Source organism: Acidobacterium sp. FHG110202_01 (genome assembly GCF_059115305.1).
On record NZ_JBZYWJ010000013.1, the window covers coordinates 12,671 to 29,432 of the forward strand.

Below are 16,762 nucleotides of genomic sequence, written 5' to 3' on the forward strand. Positions count from 1 at the left end.
GAACTACAATCGACCGAGAATTGCGATTCAGGGAGCAGTGGCTTTGAAGAAACGTGTACGTGTGTTTTGCAGCGCGATGATTGTGGCGCTGTGTCTGGCTGGGACTTTGGTTGGCGCGGCGAATGCGCAGAGCAGCGATCCGGCCTCACTGGTGAATCCTCTGATCGGCACTACGAATGGCGGCAACGATTATCCGGGCGCGGTGCTTCCTTTCGGCATGCTTGCATGGAGTCCGGAAGAGCCCTATAACAAGCCGCGGCCCAAAATACAGGGCGTGCCCGGGTCGTTCAAGGACGATCCTGCGCGGCCTGCTGCTCCGGGCGGCTATGAATATACAGCGACAAAGATTCGCGGATTTTCGCTGACGCACCTGATGGGCACGGGCTGCGCCGGAGCGAGCGGCGATATTCCGTTTATGCCGATTACCGAGGACGTAGGCACCTCGCCATCGAGCGATTCCACCACATACAGTAGCGATTTTTCGCATGCCGAAGAGCAAGCCTCGGCAGGTTACTATCGCGTGAAGCTGGCCAACGGCGTAAATGTTGAGCTGACGGCAACGCCGCGCACGGGGATGGGACGCTTTACCTATCCGGCAGGCAAGCCCGCCGTGATGCTCGTCCGCACTTCCAATTCCGAGACGGGCAGCAGTGACGCCACAGTGAAGATCGACGCTTCGACGCGCACGATTTCCGGTTCGGTGACGGGCGGAAATTTCTGCGGCTATATCGAAAGCGCTGTCCGTCACAGCTATTACACGCTGTATTTTGTCGCTCATTTTGATCAGCCCTTTCAGGCGACGGGCACATGGCAGGATTCCGCTGTTCGGCGTGGTTCGACAGAAGCGCACGGCGGCACTACATACGGGCCACGCGGCTTTCCGCCTTCGGGCAAAGGCTCGGGCGGATGGGTCGCGTTCGATACAGCGAAATCACCTGTTGTTCATGTGCGCGTCGGCATTTCGTATGTAAGCGAGAAGAATGCCGAAGCCAACCTGCAGGCGGAGAATCCCGCGGGCACGAGCTTTGACGCTATGCGCGAGAACGCGCATGCGGCCTGGAACGGGATACTCGATCGGATACAGATCACCGGCGGAACGACAGATGAGCGGACGGTGTTCTATACCGCGCTTTACCACGCGCTGCTCGGCGAGAATCTCTACAGCGATGCGGACGGCAGCTATTTTGGCATGGACGGAAAAGTGCATGCAGTTGCCGCTCCGCAGAAGGCGCAGTACAGCACCTTCTCGGGGTGGGATGTGTACCGGTCACAGTTACAATTAGTCACGCTGCTTTCACCGGACATCGGCAGCAACATTGCGCAGTCGCTGCTGAACCAGGCGAACCAGAATGGCGGCGAGTGGGACCGCTGGACGCACAATGCCGGGCTGACGCATGTGATGAATGGCGATCCGGCGGCGCCGGCCATCGCGGACATTCTTGCCTTCGGCGGCGACCGCTTTGATGTGAAGGCTTCCTATCGCTCGCTGCTGCAGGCTGCGACTGTGCCCACTGCGCACGACTTGAGCAAAGAAGGCTGCCCGGTGGTGTGCGTGGGGCAGCGCCCTGCGCTCGACCTGTGGCTCAAGCTGCATTACATTCCGACAGGCGCCCCTGCTTGGGGGCCTGCGGCGGATACGCTCGAAGATGTGGCGGCTGATTTCGCCATCTCCGAGTTGGCACGGCGGCTGCACGACGAGCCGAACCGCACGACGTTCCTTGCCCGCGCGCAGTATTGGAAGAACATCTTCAATCCGCATGCCACCAGCGAGGGCGGATACATCCAGAACCGCAATGCGGATGGAAGCTGGCCAAAGTTCGATCCGGCATCGGATGAAGGCTTTGTGGAAGGCAGTGGGGCACAGTATCTCTGGATGGTTCCTTTCAATGTGCGCGGCCTCTTTGAGATGCTCGGCAGCAGGGAAGCGGCGGCCAAACGGCTTGACGCCTTTTTCTATAATCCCGATGGCTCATTGGCCGTTACAAAATCCGGTCCGCTGCATGCCGAGCTGAACAACGAACCTTCGATTGAGACGCCGTGGCTCTTCGATTTCGCCGGGCAGCCGTGGAAGACGCAGGAGTCGGTTCGGCGCGTGCTGAACACGATATGGACCAACACGCCGAATGGCATGCCGGGGAACGATGATCTCGGGGAAATGTCGTCGTGGTATGTGTGGTCGGCGATGGGTATGTATCCGGAGATACCGGGACGGGCCGAGCTGGTGCTGGGCAGTCCGCTGTTCTCTGAGATTCGCGTGCGTCGCGCGTCGCATGACATTGTGATCAAGGCCAATGGCGCAGGGACGAATGCTCCGTATGTGCGCGCGCTGAAGATCGACGGAAGGGCGGCAACAAAGACGTGGCTGCCGGAATCCTTTATCGGCAGCGGCGGGACGCTCGAGTTTGAGCTGTCTGCCACTCCCGATAAGCAATGGGGAACAGGTGCAGATGATGCGCCGCCTTCGTTTGCGCCTGAGGGAAATTAGGTCAGGTCTGCAGGATGCCGGGGTTGAACTTCGGCACTTCAGGATTGAGCGATACGGCTTCGAGCGCCGTTATCAATGCTTCGCGCGTCTTTGCCGGATCGATGATGGCATCGACCCACAGGCGCGCTGCGGCGTAGCGGCAGTCAGTCTGTTCTTCATACGTCGCTTTGATCGAAGCGAGCAATTCCTGCTTCTCTTCGTCGCTCAGTTTTTTGCCGTCGCGCTCTAGCTGGCGGATTTTGATTTCCACCAGCGTGTTGGCGGCAGACGCTCCACTCATCACCGCGTAGCGCGCCGTAGGCCAGGCGAAGATGAATCGCGGATCGTAGGCTTTGCCGCACATGGCGTAGTTGCCGGCGCCGAATGATCCACCAACGATCACGCTGATCTTGGGCACAGTGGAATTCGAGACAGCTGTGACCATCTTGGCTCCAGCACGGATGATGCCGCTCCACTCGGCGTCGCGGCCCACCATGAAGCCGTTGACGTCATGCAGGAAGATCAGCGGGATGAGGTTCTGGTTGCAGTCCATGATGAAGCGCGCGGCTTTTTCGGCGCTCTCGGAGTAGATGACGCCGCCGAACTCGACGCGCTTTTCTCCGGTGTGGCTGGTCTGCGGCTGCGGCGTCTTCTGGTTGGCGACGATGCCGACGGAGATGCCGCCGATGCGCGCATATCCGCAGATAAGTGTGCGTCCGTAGTCGGGGCGGTATTCATCGAACTCGCTGCGGTCTAATATTCGCGCTAAGAGTTCGTGCATATCATAAGTGTTTACCGCAGCTTTAGAAGGATCAGGATCGAGCAGCGAATAAAGATCGCCGCTCTGATATTTCGGAGCATCTTTTTCCGGATCAAATGCTGTGCGGTCGAAGGGAGCGCGCTGACCGTGGCCGATCTTTGAGACGAGTGAACGCAGGCGCGCGATACAGAGATGATCGTTGGGCTCCTTGAAGTCGACGGTGCCGGAAATTTCCGAGTGCATGGTCGCCCCGCCCAGCTCTTCTGCCGAATACTTCTGGCCGATGGCAGCCTGCACCAGCGCTGGTCCGGCGAGAAAGAGCCCGCTGCCTTCGGTCATGAGCACATGGTCAGTCATGACGGGGAGGTACGCTCCTCCGGCAACGCACATGCCCATGATGGCGGTGATCTGCGGGATACCCGCGGCGGACATGACGGCGTTGTTACGGAAGATGCGGCCGAAGTCGTCCTGGTCGGGAAAGACATCTTCCTGCAGCGGCAGAAACACTCCGGCGGAATCGACAAGGTAGAGCGTGGGGATGCGGTTTTCCATCGCGATGGTCTGTGCGCGGATGACTTTCTTCGCGGTCATGGGGAAGAAGGCTCCGGCTTTCACCGTCGCGTCATTAGCGATGATCATGCACAGGCGTCCGGCAACGCGGCCCAGGCCGGTGACGACGCCTGCCGAGGGTGCGCCACCCCATTCCTCGTACATCTCGAAGGCGGCGAAGAGTGCGAGCTCGAAGAGCTCGGTTTCAGGATCAAGAAGCAGAGCGATGCGCTCACGCGCGGTGAGGCGCTTCTTTGCGTGCTGGGATTCGATGGCCTTCGAGCCGCCGCCTTCGCGAATCTGCGTCTCCTGCGCGCGAATGCTGGAGACGAGCGCCATCATGCCTGCAGCGTTGTTGCGTGCGCGTGAGTTATTAGCGTCAAGCTTGGAGGCCAGAGTGTTGTTCAGCTTTTGTTCCGGAGAGCTCATAGCAAACTGCCAAGGATAGCAGGTTTGACATAGTTCACGGATATTCTGGCGAAGTGAAATTCTTCGGGCCGCAGATACAAGGCGGCGACGACAAGAATCATTGTCTGCAAATCAGGTTTCAGAAATTTAATATCTCTCCTACATCTGATCGTCTAATTTTTTCATTATGGTGCTCAGGCTGGCTCTATTGTTTCTGTTGCTTCCAGATGCGGCAGGTGCATGTAGGAAGCTCGAAGATCGGTAAGCACGTTGTACTTGATCAGGTACCATAAAGCCGCAATGCCGTCTTTCGTGCCTATTTTCTTGCCTTCCTCATAAGTGCGGCCATAGTAGCTGATCGGCACTTCGTAAATGGCGCACTTCAGCTTTGCGATCTTGGCCGTGACTTCAATCTCAAAGCCAAAGCCTGAGGATGTGATTACCATGTTCCGGATAATGTCTCCGCGGAAGGCTTTATATCCTGTTTCGACGTCTGTGAGATTCAAATTGGTCAGTACATCTGAAAGCAGCGTCAACAGCCGGTTGGCGAGGTAGTGGTAGAAGTACAGGACTCTGGCTGCCCGCCGCACCTGGAAGCGGGACCCGAATACCACGTCAGCAGCGCCTCTCACCATAGGATCGATCATATGCACAATCTCTGAGGGGTCATATTCGAGATCAGCATCCTGAACAATCACAATATTTCCGGTAGTCGCAGCAAAACCGGTTTTCAGAGCCTCGGTTTTACCGGCGTTTTTCTGGTGCCTGATGACCCTGATGATCGAAGGGTGGGCGGAAGCCAAAGCACACGCTATTTCGTTTGTGCCATCGGTAGAGCAATCATCCACGATGATCACTTCATAAAGGTGGGGGACATGCAGAAGTTTTTCTATGACTTTCCGGAGGGTGGCTTGTTCGTTGTAGGCAGGAACAACTACCGACAGGTGGGCGGAGAAGGAACCGCTGGCGGCCATTAGCGTCTGCACTCCTTTTCGGGGGTTGGACTGCGATCGCGTTTAACTCCAGTATTGACTTCTTATTATTTTCTGCCACTTTGACGCAAAACTACATTCTTGAAAGTGGTTTGATGCGCCTTGTGAAAAGAAAAGCGCGATGGGGAATTGTACCTCCATTCAAGTCCGGTGATCGCCGTCCACATAAAGATAAAGATTTGCGCTGCACGGGCCCAGCAGAATGCCTGTTCTCCCGATCTCTGCGCGTGCGCCTTGAGGGTACGTTGCCCGTAGTTTCCGTTTGGACATCAGGATCAGGTTTTCCTGACGGCGCCATTTTTCTTTACCGAGAAGGTGGCAGGTGAGGGCAAACCCGGAGTCAAACCAGTGCAAAAGGGGAATTGCAGTGTGGTGCTCCACGGGAAAGAAGCGGTGCGGGACAGTGATGAACACACGCCGCGCAACGCGCATCAGATCAGCTACAAAGCGGCGCTGGTTCTCCGGACTGCCGACGTGCTCGAGCACTGCGTTTGAAGTGGCGATGTCGAATGAATTGTCCGGAAACGGCAGCGGCTTGTTGGCTGCGATCTGTCTGTAGGTCACTTTAGGAAAGGCAGTTTGGAATTCCTCTGCTGTGCCCAGTCCAACCGCTGTAAGACGTTCAGGGTATGGATAACGCCGTTCAAGCACATTCGCAGCATCTCCTATGACATCAGAGACGCCCACATCGAGAATTGTTTCTTCCGGCTGAGGCTGGCAGAGACGGAGGAAGTCGTCGTAGATACGATCACGGGCGCGAATCCCCAGCCGCTCGGCCAGGGAGTCAGGCTTCATGGCTTCGTAGTATTTGCCGTCGAGCGAGTTCCCAGTCATCAGCAAATCAGCTTACTGTACTGCGCTCGAGTTGAGAAATTCTCACTTCGTAAAAATCGTCTTCGGGCACATCGCGTGGACTCCTACTTTGCCGTCGACGAGCTGCGTGATGTCCACATCAATCGCCACGCTGGTGAGCGAGTAGGCTTCGTCGCGCGAAAGATGCTTTTCCGTCACCAGAAAGTCGATCATGTTGCGGACGGCCATCTCGGTGGCCTTGTTCAGGTCTTCGCTGAAGCCCATGGAGATGTAGTGCGTCGGCGTTTCGGCGCGCGGCCAGAGCAGGTGCTGGTCCTTGTGCACGATGAACTGGAAGGTCCCGGTGAGGAAGGTCTCCATGGCGGTGATGTCGACTTCGCCGTTGCCTTGTCCGGCGTGTCCATCGCCCACTTCAAAGAGCGCGCCTTTGGCGTGTACAGGAATGAAGAGCGTAGTTCCGGCGACCAGCTCCTTGTTGTCCATGTTGCCGGCGTGCATCCACGGAGGAGCGCTGTTGTAGCGCCCGGCCGATTCAGGAGGAGCGACACCCATGCTGCCGAAGAAGGGATGCAGCGGAATGTCGATGCCGGGCGCGAAGTGCGCGATCATCTTTTCGCGGTCGAGAGGAATAATGCGCGTCTTGCCGTAGGGGAAATCGTCGGGCAGGAAGCCGCGTCCCGCGCCAAAGGAGTTGATGGCGAACGGCGTCTGCATATCGATCTTGAGAATGCGGACTTCGAGCACGTCTCCCGGCTCGGCTTCTTCAATCGCGATCGGGCCGGTGAGGATGTGCCCGCCGGGGCCCTTGTCGGTGACCTTTTCGTGGACGTCGCGGAAGAACTGCGGGATGGTCGAGGGCGCGATGCCTGATTCCTGCAGAAGTTGTCCAAGTCGTTCCGGAGCAGGGCAGGAGCAGCCCGTCTCGATCGTGACCGTGTCGCCGGAGTGGACTGTCAGGACAGGCTTTGCTTTCGCCGAGTAATATCCCCAGACAACAGTTGTTGGCGTGGCTCGAAGAGTATGTTCAGCAGCGTAACCGGCAGGCGCAAGAGCTAAACCAAGACAGAAAATCCACAGGAGGCGTTTTTGCATGCGCCATCCTAGCATGCAATCCTGCCCGGCCTGCTCAGGAATTTACAGAGATGCCGTTGAGCCCCAGTGCCTCGGCGTTCTTCTGCATAGCTGTGATGCAGAAGGCAATGTGGTCGTCGAGCGAGACGCCCAGCTCTTCTGCGCCTTTGATGATGTCGTCGCGGTTTACGCCTTTGGCGAAGGCCTTGTCCTTCATCTTCTTGCGCACGCCTGCTGTTTCCACATCGTGGATGGACTTTGTCGGCTTCACCAGCGAGCAGGCGGTGAGGAATCCGGCAAGCTCGTCGCAGGCAAAGAGAGCCTTGGCGAGATGCGTTTCGCGCGGCACGCCGGAGTACTCGGCATGGCCCAGGATGGCGGTGCGAATTTCTTCGGGCCATCCCTGCTCGGTCAGAATGCGGTTGCCGATGAAGGGGTGCTCTTCAGGCGATGGGTATTTCTCGTAGTCGAAGTCGTGCAGCAGTCCGGTGACAGAATATGTCTCGACGAGGGCATCGCGGGATTCGCCGCTCAGCCCTTGGTTATTTGCTTCGCGCTCACCATAGGCACGGACGCACGTCTCAACTGCGAGCGCATGTTTCAGCAGACTGGTGGATTGGGTGTATTCGTTCAGCAGCGCCCAGGCGCGTTCGCGGGAAAATCCATTCTGGTTAGACATAGCACTTTCTTCCTGTTTTCGTCCGAGATTCTTCGGTTTTTTTAGGTTAGACTCTCAGTTTTCACTTGACAACTAAGGTTCCTTACCTGCATGGTAAACAAGAGCCGAGGAAGCTTTCAGTACAATGCTGAAGTTTCCGAGGTCCGGACGCCCTGCTCTGGCGCTCCGTATAACAACTTATGGCAACTACCTTAGCAACCGTCGAGGCACGCGAGGTACTTCGTTGCGAACACTGCAGTCTGGTGCAATTCCGCACGTCGAACTCGCTCTGCAGGCGCTGCCACAAGCCGCTCGAAATCGAAGAACCTGAACCACTCGTCCCGCAACTGGTACCGGATGCTCCTGAGTCGAGCCCGGAAGGCTCCGGCATTGAAGTCGCGCGCGCCGTGCGCGAGATTCGCCGTGCCCGTAAGCTCAGCCAGCGCCAGCTTGCCGGAAGAATGCAGGTGCCGCGCACGTACATTTCGAAGATCGAGAACGGCAAGGCAATGCCTACGCTTTCATCGCTCGAGCGGCTCGCCAACGCGCTCGAAGTGGACATCTGCGCATTGTTGCGCGATGCCCGCAGCCGCCGCCAGGAAGAGGCAACAGCAATTCTGTCGGATCCGTTCCTGAAGGAGATCGCTTCGTATGTATGCCATATGGATGCATATCAGCGGTCGATCTTCCTGAACCAGGTGCGTGATATGGCGATGGGGCGGCGCAGGACAGCATAGGAATAATCCTGCTGTTCCGGGGTTGTACAGTTTGCTCCCCGGATATGCGGTCGTGCTCCGCCTTAAGCAGCTCTTAAGGAAAACATTACGGTCGAATTGGGGTTCTAATCAATGTAAGGCGGCAGTTCCACAAGACCTGCCGGATGGTGAGAAGAATGATCCCCAGATCGGCGTTAAAAATTCGCTTCCTGCCTGCCCTGGCGCTTACCGCCGGAATGATTTTTGCAGGCAGCACAGGATTGCAGGCGCAGGATGTGCCTCCTCCTCCGCCGGATGCGCAGCAGCAACAGCAGCCTCAGGACAATAACGGTCAGGTGATGCCGCAGTATGGGCAGCCGCTGCCCCAGGACAATGGAGCCGCGCAGCAGGCGCCTCCACCGGATTATCAGCAGCAACCGCCGCAACAGGGCGCTCCTGTGCAGCAGGGGCAACCGTTATCGCCCGATCAGCTCAATCAGCTGGTGGCGCCGATTGCGCTCTATCCCGATTCGCTCGTAGCGCAGATTCTTGCCGCGTCCACATATCCGACACAGGTGGTCGAAGCCGACCAGTGGCGTCAGGCGCAGGGCAATGCTTCTCCTGACCAGATTGCCGCCGCAGCCAATGCGCAGCAGTGGGACCCGAGCGTGAAGGCGCTGACTGCGTTTCCGTCTGTGCTGACGCAAATGCACAACAACATGCAGTGGACGACCGACCTCGGTAATGCCTACTACAACCAGCCTCAGGACGTGATGGATGCCGTGCAGCAGATGCGCCAGCGCGCACAGCAGGCGGGTACTCTGACGGACACGCCGCAGGAGACGGTGGCCGAGGATAATGGCAGCATCGCGATTCAGCCTACCGATCCTGAGATGGTGTATGTGCCGGTCTACAATCCGTGGGTTGCATATGGACCTCCGCTTGTGGCGTGGCCAGGATACTACTACACTCCGGCCCCGGCGTTTTATATCGGTACTGGATTCGGATGGGGCTTCCGCATGGGCTTTGCCACCGGCGTTGCTCTTCGTCCATGGGCTCCGTGGGGCTGGGGATGGCATAACTGGGGCATGGGATGGCACAACCGCACCGTGTTCTACAACCGCACGACTTACATTACGCGCAGCACCACTGTCATCAATCGCGGATTCAGCCGCCCGGGCGCGCCTCCGCCGCAGCTTGCCGGTACGCGCGGCTCGTTCATGAATCATCCGCAGTATGCCGGATACGCGCACAGCGTGGCTGCCGGTGCAAGACCTGCTCCGGTGAACCGTCCCGCGCAGCCTGGATTCAACCGTCCAGGAGCGCCTGTAAACGGACAGTTCAATCGTCCGGCTCCTGGACAATTCAATCGCCCCACGCCAGGGAATGTTTCGCGCCCAACGTACGCACCAGGGCAGACATATAACCGCCCAAATCCCGGAGTGAATACGTACCGTCCTGCGCCCCAGACGCAGAATTACAATCGCCCGGCGCAGACCTACAGGCCGCCACAGAACTATAGCCGCCCGGCGCCTGCTGCTCCACGCTCTATGCCGGCTCCGCATCCGGCGCCTGCGCCTCACATGAGCGCTCCGCACCCGAGCGGCGGAGGCGGGGAACATCATCGCTGAAACACGGATTCAGCGGCCTTCTCTCAAGGAAAAGGCCACTGAATCATCGCGGTTTCCCGCAGCGCCTACACGAAACCCGGCATCTGTGCTACGGTCGGTTATGAGGACTTCCGTTGAGCCGTATCCACGAGCTACCGCCAGAAGAGTTGGCGATCTACCGTCAGCTTGATGCAACACGCCTTCCCAAGCATGTCGCCATCATTATGGACGGCAATGGACGCTGGGCAGGGAAACGCAGCCTGAAGCGTTTCCTCGGCCATCAGCAGGGCGCAGAGTCTGTGCAGTATGTCGTCGAAACAGCCTCGCGCATCGACCTGCCATGGCTCACGCTCTATGCCTTCTCGCTCGAAAACAACCTGCGCCGTCCCAGGACGGAAGTCAATTTTCTGATGCGCCTGCTGAGCACATACCTCAACAACAATGTGCAGCGCATGAATGACAACAACGTGCGCATCCAGTACATCGGCCGCACGCATGAGCTTCCGTCCGAAGTGCAGGACCGCATGCAGTGGGCCGCGGAAGCTACTCAGCGCAATACGGGTACAACTCTAACGCTGGCGCTGAACTACGGAGCACGCTCGGAACTGATCGATGCCTTCAAGCGGCTGCATCAGGAGATCGAGCAGAAGCACATCCGCATCGAAGACCTCACAGAGCAGGATATCCAGCGGCATCTCTACACCGCGCACATGCCTGATCCCGATCTGCTGATCCGCACTTCAGGCGAGATGCGGATTTCGAACTACCTTCTCTGGCAGATTGCCTACACCGAGATTTACGTCACCGACCGCCTCTGGCCGGATTTCCGCGGCATCCACATGCTGGAGGCCATCGAGGACTTCCAGCGCCGCGAGCGCCGCTACGGCGGACTGGGCGACGGCACCGAGTCCGACGACGTAGCCTCGCTGCCCGCCAACCAGCTAGTCAACAGCTAGGACTGGCCGTCCAGGCGTACGCGCCTTCGGCGCCATTCTTGCTTTACCGAAATGATTGCTCGCTGGCGCGAGAAAACGGTGACGGCATCGAAAAATTAGAAAAGCCCGCTGAGAATCAGCGGGCTTTTTTCACAGCAGCAAGCAGCTAGTTATATCTGAGCAGTGCCTCCATCCACATAAAGCTCCACACCATTTACAAAACTGGAATCACTGGAAGCGAGGAAGAGGGCAACAGTAGCAATCTCTTCCGGACGGCCCATCTCGCCGCGTGGGATGAGGGACTTGAAGTGCTCTTTCGCGTCAGGGCCCAGAGGATCGAGAATCGGTGTATCGATGGTGCCGGGGCTGAGAATGTTTACGCGGATGCGGCGGTCCTTGAGCTCCACCAGCCAGGTGCGTGCGAAAGAGCGCACAGCAGCCTTGCTGGCGCTGTAGACGCCGAAAGCCGGGATGCCTTTGATGCTGGCGATCGATCCGTTCAAAAAGATAGAGCCGTTGTCATTGAAGAGCGGCAATGCTTTCTGCACGGTGAACAGCGTACCGCGCACGTTGAGGTCGAAAGTCTTGTCGAAGTGTTCCTCGGTTACTTCTTCGAGTTTTACGAGCTCGCCCTGGCCGGCGCTGGCGAAGAGGATGTCGATCCTGCCCTTCTCACGTTTAACGATTTCGTAAAGGCGGTCGAGGTCAGCCAGGTTGGCAGCATCGCCCTGCACTCCGGTCACGTTCCGGCCAATCAGCTTCACGGCTTCATCCAGCTTTTCCTTGCGTCGTCCGGTAATGAAAACGTATGCGCCCTCTTCGACAAAGAGCCTGGCGGTTGCCAGGGCCATGCCCGAGGTCGCTGCGGTAATGACGGCTACTTTCCCTTCAAGTTTTCCCATGAGGGGTCATCCTCCTGGGGAATAGATGGATGCGGTTTCATCATAGATTCAAAAGTTCGGAATTATTGAACTATTGAACCGTTTTCTCCAAACAGCTACTCTCTGTAAATATGCGCCCCTTATTTCATCCCTCTATGGAGGAGGTTACGGTAGAAGGCATTCTCTATGCCTTATCCGATCCGGTGCGGGTTGCTATTTTTGCCGACATCTTGGCGCAGGATTGCCCGCAGAACTGTTCGACCTTCCTCAGAGTTCAGGACAGGTCGATTCCGAAGTCGACTCTTTCGCAGCACTTCAGGATTTTGAGGGAAAATGGACTCATTCGCAGCGAACGGCATGGCGTGGAAATGCACAACACCTCGCGGTGTACGGAGATTGAGGGACATTTTCCTGGATTGCTCCAGGCCATCGTGAATGCGTACAAGGTTCAGTCGAGCGAATCGCGCGTAAAAAAGCCTTTAGTGAAGAAAGTCGTCAAACGCCAACTGAAAAGCCCGCTAACAAGCTGAAGCATTCCATTAACACTGTCGGGACTAAACTGACTGGAGTGCAATTCTGGCGGAGGCAGACTCAACATGCCGAAGCCTTCTGGCGTGTCCGCGAGACCGCTGGTATAAGGGATACGTCCAGAGTATGAAGGGTGAAGAATGACTCAATGGTCGAGCACGATCCAGGAGCTGGTTGAAGGAATCGCGGCAAGTGTCGCGGTGGTTGGGCGTAATGATGCACGCACGCTGGTTGTAACTGCATGCAACGATGACTTCTTCGAAATGGCCGGCGGACGGCCTTCCAATACCCGCAATTTTCCCTTGCCGCTGGATACGCTGCTGCCAAGCTACGCGCGTCGCGAACTTCGCGAACGGCTTCAGGAGTGCTTCGATACCGGAATTCCCCAGGAGCTCGAGCAGGCCTATGACCTGAGGGACGGAACCCATTGGTGGCGCCTGTCGCTGAAGCCGTTGCAGCTCAAGGATGGGAGCTCCGAGATACACGAAATCCTCGTCACGGGGCTCGACATCACCTCCAAAATGCTGCTGACACAACAACTCGAAATCAGCACTTCCCGCTTCAGGTCTGTTGTGGATGCCGCTTATGACGCCATCATAACGATCGACCAGCAGAACAACGTCACATTGTTCAACCGCGCGGCGGAATACCTGTTCGGGTACTCTCAGGACGAGGTCGTTGGCCAGCCGCTCGAGCGCCTCATTCCGGAGAGCATTCGTCCGGTGCATCGCGAATATGTCAACAAGTTTGCGAGGTCGCCGGTGAATTCGAGGCAGATGAATGAACGCGGCCGGATCTTCGGTCAGCACCGCGATGGAAGCATGCTTCCGGTGGAGATCGCGATATCGAAAATCAATGTGAACGGTGTTCTCGAGTTCACCGCCATTATCCGCGACATCGCCGATCGCGTTCACCTGATGGACCTGCTGCAGAAACAGGCGGCGACGGATGAACTGACGGGCCTGCCGAACCGGAGAGCGTTTACCGATACAGCAGAGAATATGCTTCAAACGGATGGAGATATTTCGATCTTCATGCTGGATATCGACCACTTCAAGCAGGTGAACGATACCTACGGCCATGATGTGGGTGATGAAGTTCTGAAAGCCCTGGCCGACGCGGGACGGGCAACGGCCCGCCAGTTCGATGTCTTCGCGAGACTCGGCGGCGAGGAGTTCGTGGCGGCCATGCCGGGAGTCGACCAGCAACAAGCATGCGAGACCGCAGAGAAACTGAGAGTCAGCATCGAGAAGCAGGCCTTCGTGCATACCTGGCCGAACGGCAAGGTGATCCCATTCACTGTGAGTATCGGCGTGACCTCGCGCGCGCCCGGCGAACGCGACATCAACGTGGTTCTCAAGCGCGCCGATGAGGCTCTTTATCGTGCAAAGGAAGGCGGCCGGAACCAGGTCGTCTGCGGATAGCGGCTGCGGAGCGCGCTGGCCGCGCTCCGCAGTTGGGGTTTATGCCTGTTGCGCCGCGCGTCTTCTACGTCCGCTCATCAGGTAGACATCGGCCCGCGGCTGGAAGAGAGGATCGGCGGAGGCTTCGATGCCGTCCACGCGGGGAATGGGATCGAAGATGATGTGCTGCTGTTCCTTCGCATTGTTTTCGACGATTCCGTTGAGTGAGATTTCACCGAATTCTGCGAGCGGGCGGGTTTCCGGCCAGCGCACAGCAACGTCGTCGGTTTGATCTCCATCCGTAGCGAGCTGGACGAGGATCTTGAATTTCACCGGGCCGCCTGCAATGCGCTGCTTCAGTTCATCAAAAAGAAAATTGGGAGACTGCTTGGCTGCGTCTTCCGCGCTCAGGTATTCATTGCCAGCAGCCGGGAGCACGCGATAGCGTCCGTACTGGCTCTTGCCTTCGGCGTTCGTGAACTTGAAAGCCGACACGGCGAAGAAGGATTCGTGGGCGAAGCTGGTGGGGATGGGTTTGGGAATCTGTACAAAGGCGAGTGCTTCAGGATGCGAGCCCAGGTACTGCTCGATGGCGTTGGGATGCGGGCCATTGGGATCGGTAGCCGCGACTGCATTCAGGAAATCGATCAGCCCTTCGGCAGTGCGGGCAGGGAAGGCGTCGACGGAATGCGCCACGATGTCAGTGTGTACATGGTCGGCCAGGTTGAAGCGGATGGCGCAGCCGCGCGGGCTGGCTCCGTTGGGGTCGTTGTCGGGAACGTTGGGAACCCCGGCGAAATCTGAGAGGCGCACAGTGACAGGAGTGGATGGGCGCTGAATATGAGGCGCGCTGGTGAGTTTGCCGGCATCGGGCGCAGGAGTGAATGTGCCGGTAAGCAGGATGCCTTTTGCGTGGCCGGGACGGAAGCCCGGGTGGATGCCGCCTGCAACTTTGTCGAAGCCCTGGATCGCTTCGCTTGCAAGCTCTACGGCTTTCGGATCGGTAGAGAGAGGCATGAGAGTTAACTCCTTACTTGGTTTGAACTCATGTCCTCCTACTCTACCTGTGTCCGTTTGTTTTGAATGCAACGGTCCCGAGAAATTTTTCGGGCGGGCACAGCGCTTATTGTGCGGCGCCAACAGGAACCCGCTGTGGAGCGCTTACGTTTATATGTGCGGTATCCGTTTTTATTTTGAATTCGACCAGTTCAGCTTTTGACCGTGCTCGTGCGGTGAATCCGAGTTCGTACTGGTTCTCGAGACGCTTGCCCAGGTCTTCAAGAAACGGCTGGAACGAAACCGGATTCCCCAGTCCCTGCCAGTAGAGTTTTCCGCCTGTGGCGTCAGTGAGCTGCGTCAGCAGGTTCTGTCCTGCGTTGGTTTCGTACCCGGTGCGGTCGAGGCGGCCAGCGTCGCGGTAATAGATCGAATAGACGATGATGCCCGCCTTCTGCGCGTCGCTGATGGCAGCCTGCAGGTAAGGATTGTCGGGATCATAGCGCAGGTTGTAGCGGTCTACTCCGTCGGTGATCATCAACACTTCGCGGCGGTTCTTCGGGTCTTCGGAAGGCCAGTGCTTTGCGAGATCAGAGAGGCAGAAATAGGGGCTGGCATTGCCGCCGGGAACTCCCTGCGGAAGGCGCAGCGCCTTTGCGGCGAGAGTGTGATCGGCGGTGAGGTTCTGGGCGAAGGCTGCGCGGCCGTTCTGCATATAGGCGATTCCTGTGAGCGCGTTGGACGGCAGCGTCTGCAGGAATTTCGCCAGATCATTGAATTGCAGGCTGAGGCCGCTGCGCGCTGAGTCATCGATGAGAACGACAAACTCAAGTCCCCCGCGATCGCCCTTGAGTGGCTGCCAGGCGGTCACATCGCTGCTCTTGCCGTTGGCCCAGACTTTGACATTCTGTTGCTGCAAGGGGGCGGCTTCGCCGTTTTTCGGCAAGGCGGTGACAATGGTGCGGGCGGAAATCATATCGCCCTGCTGCGCAAAAAGAGGCAGAGAAAATGCAAACGCAAATACAAAAGCCAGGAACTTCTTCATATTTTTTTCTCCTGTTTATTAGACGTTTATCGAGCGGCATGTGGCGCAAATTGACAGGCGAACGTGTATTCTCCAATTACGAACGATGAAACGTGTCCTGACTGCTGTTGTTCTGGTTCCGCTGGTTTTATTGCTGGTCTTCACCAACAAACTTCCCATCATCACTGGCGTAACCGCTGCTGTGGCGCTTCTGGCCGCATGGGAGTTCCTGTCCCTCGCGGATGCTTCCGGCGCAAAAACTCCGCGCGTTGCTGTGCTGGTCGCTATCGCAGGGCTTTTTGCGTGCAATTTTTTTCGGCCGGAATTTATAACACCGCTGCTAGGTTGCCTGGCATTCGCGCTGTTTATTTTTTGCTCCTTTCGCTCGCCGCTCGCGCGCGTTCTGCCGGATACGGCTTATGCGGTCTTCGGGCTGCTGTATATCGGGTTGTCATTGACGACGATTCCGCTGCTCAGCGCCCAGGAAAATGGGCCATCGCTGCTGGTGTTCCTGCTCTTTGTCGTGTGGGCAGGAGACATTGTCGCGCTTTATGTAGGCCGCGCCTATGGAGCGCGTAAGCTGGCGCCTTCCATCAGTCCGAACAAAACATGGGAGGGCAGTGTCGGCTCGGTTGTTGGCAGTGTGCTGATTGCCGCGGGGCTGTACTTCCTGGCGCAAGCGCTGGCGCGGCGTGGATTTGACTGGCTGTCTTATCCGGGATCGATTGTGCGCTGGCTGGGGCTGGCAGTGCTGCTGAACGTGGCGGCGCAGGTGGGCGACCTGATCGAGTCGGCGATCAAGCGCGGGGCCGGAGTAAAAGATTCGGGCAAACTGCTGCCCGGACATGGCGGAGTGCTCGACCGGATTGATGCGTTGCTGCTGGCTGCTCCCGTGCTGTGGTATGCGGTGCTGTTAGAACAAGCTTTCTGAGTGATTGTTTTAGTATGGGCTAAGAATTGTCATCCCGACCGGAG

At 57.7% G+C, this 16,762-nt stretch carries 15 protein-coding genes; 7 read left to right on the plus strand and 8 right to left on the minus strand.

Going from position 1 to position 16,762, the window contains the following annotated elements:
* The first annotated feature begins 43 nt into the window (after positions 1 to 43).
* Positions 44 to 2,485 (plus strand): GH92 family glycosyl hydrolase, encoded by a 2,442-nt coding sequence (locus AC5S16_RS21960; protein WP_493932263.1) that lies wholly within the window; start codon positions 44 to 46, stop codon positions 2,483 to 2,485.
* A gap of 1 nt (position 2,486) precedes the next feature.
* On the opposite strand, the gene AC5S16_RS21965 is transcribed toward AC5S16_RS21960, so the two are convergent.
* The 5 genes from AC5S16_RS21965 to AC5S16_RS21985 all read right to left on the minus strand — a co-directional run bounded on the left by AC5S16_RS21965 (position 2,487) and on the right by AC5S16_RS21985 (position 7,736).
* The gene (locus tag AC5S16_RS21965) at positions 2,487 to 4,202 is read right to left on the minus strand and encodes an acyl-CoA carboxylase subunit beta (RefSeq protein ID WP_493932264.1); all 1,716 of its coding nucleotides are present in this window, start codon (positions 4,200 to 4,202) and stop codon (positions 2,487 to 2,489) included.
* Positions 4,203 to 4,375: 173 nt separating this feature from the next.
* A complete protein-coding gene (locus tag AC5S16_RS21970; protein WP_493932265.1) occupies positions 4,376 to 5,155 on the minus strand; it encodes a glycosyltransferase family 2 protein in 780 nt (259 codons plus the stop codon).
* Between the two features lie 159 nt (positions 5,156 to 5,314).
* The gene (locus AC5S16_RS21975) at positions 5,315 to 6,007 is read right to left on the minus strand and encodes a class I SAM-dependent methyltransferase (RefSeq protein ID WP_493932266.1); all 693 of its coding nucleotides are present in this window, start codon (positions 6,005 to 6,007) and stop codon (positions 5,315 to 5,317) included.
* A gap of 42 nt (positions 6,008 to 6,049) precedes the next feature.
* Entirely contained in the window at positions 6,050 to 7,078 is a 1,029-nt protein-coding gene (locus AC5S16_RS21980) for an acetamidase/formamidase family protein (protein WP_493932267.1), read from the minus strand.
* Between the two features lie 34 nt (positions 7,079 to 7,112).
* A complete protein-coding gene (locus AC5S16_RS21985; protein WP_493932268.1) occupies positions 7,113 to 7,736 on the minus strand; it encodes an HAD family hydrolase in 624 nt (207 codons plus the stop codon).
* 179 nt (positions 7,737 to 7,915) lie between these two features.
* Between AC5S16_RS21985 and AC5S16_RS21990 the strand changes: the two genes are divergently transcribed.
* From AC5S16_RS21990 to uppS, 3 genes are all read left to right on the plus strand, one after another.
* Positions 7,916 to 8,452, plus strand: coding sequence for a helix-turn-helix domain-containing protein (locus AC5S16_RS21990; protein ID WP_493932269.1), 537 nt, complete (start codon positions 7,916 to 7,918; stop codon positions 8,450 to 8,452).
* A gap of 155 nt (positions 8,453 to 8,607) precedes the next feature.
* A complete protein-coding gene (locus AC5S16_RS21995; protein WP_493932270.1) occupies positions 8,608 to 10,041 on the plus strand; it encodes a DUF3300 domain-containing protein in 1,434 nt (477 codons plus the stop codon).
* A 113-nt stretch (positions 10,042 to 10,154) separates the two neighbouring features.
* Positions 10,155 to 10,976, plus strand: a complete 822-nt coding sequence (gene uppS / locus AC5S16_RS22000) for an undecaprenyl pyrophosphate synthase (RefSeq protein WP_493932271.1) — start codon at positions 10,155 to 10,157, stop codon at positions 10,974 to 10,976.
* Positions 10,977 to 11,125: 149 nt separating this feature from the next.
* On the opposite strand, the gene AC5S16_RS22005 is transcribed toward uppS, so the two are convergent.
* Positions 11,126 to 11,857 (minus strand): SDR family NAD(P)-dependent oxidoreductase, encoded by a 732-nt coding sequence (locus AC5S16_RS22005; protein ID WP_493932272.1) that lies wholly within the window; start codon positions 11,855 to 11,857, stop codon positions 11,126 to 11,128.
* A 134-nt stretch (positions 11,858 to 11,991) separates the two neighbouring features.
* Between AC5S16_RS22005 and AC5S16_RS22010 the strand changes: the two genes are divergently transcribed.
* Entirely contained in the window at positions 11,992 to 12,366 is a 375-nt protein-coding gene (locus AC5S16_RS22010) for a helix-turn-helix domain-containing protein (RefSeq protein ID WP_493932273.1), read from the plus strand.
* Between the two features lie 138 nt (positions 12,367 to 12,504).
* Positions 12,505 to 13,788 carry a sensor domain-containing diguanylate cyclase gene (locus AC5S16_RS22015; RefSeq protein WP_493932274.1) on the plus strand — a complete coding sequence of 428 codons (1,284 nt, stop codon included), beginning with the start codon at positions 12,505 to 12,507 and terminating at the stop codon, positions 13,786 to 13,788.
* 39 nt (positions 13,789 to 13,827) lie between these two features.
* Here the strand turns inward: AC5S16_RS22015 and AC5S16_RS22020 are convergent, their stop codons facing one another.
* Entirely contained in the window at positions 13,828 to 14,784 is a 957-nt protein-coding gene (locus AC5S16_RS22020; RefSeq protein ID WP_493932275.1) for a catalase family peroxidase, read from the minus strand.
* 106 nt (positions 14,785 to 14,890) lie between these two features.
* Positions 14,891 to 15,808 carry a vWA domain-containing protein gene (locus AC5S16_RS22025; protein ID WP_493932276.1) on the minus strand — a complete coding sequence of 306 codons (918 nt, stop codon included), beginning with the start codon at positions 15,806 to 15,808 and terminating at the stop codon, positions 14,891 to 14,893.
* A gap of 85 nt (positions 15,809 to 15,893) precedes the next feature.
* Here AC5S16_RS22025 and AC5S16_RS22030 point away from each other — a divergent pair, with 85 nt between their 5' ends.
* Positions 15,894 to 16,718, plus strand: coding sequence for a phosphatidate cytidylyltransferase (locus tag AC5S16_RS22030; protein WP_493932277.1), 825 nt, complete (start codon positions 15,894 to 15,896; stop codon positions 16,716 to 16,718).
* Positions 16,719 to 16,762 lie beyond the last annotated feature (44 nt).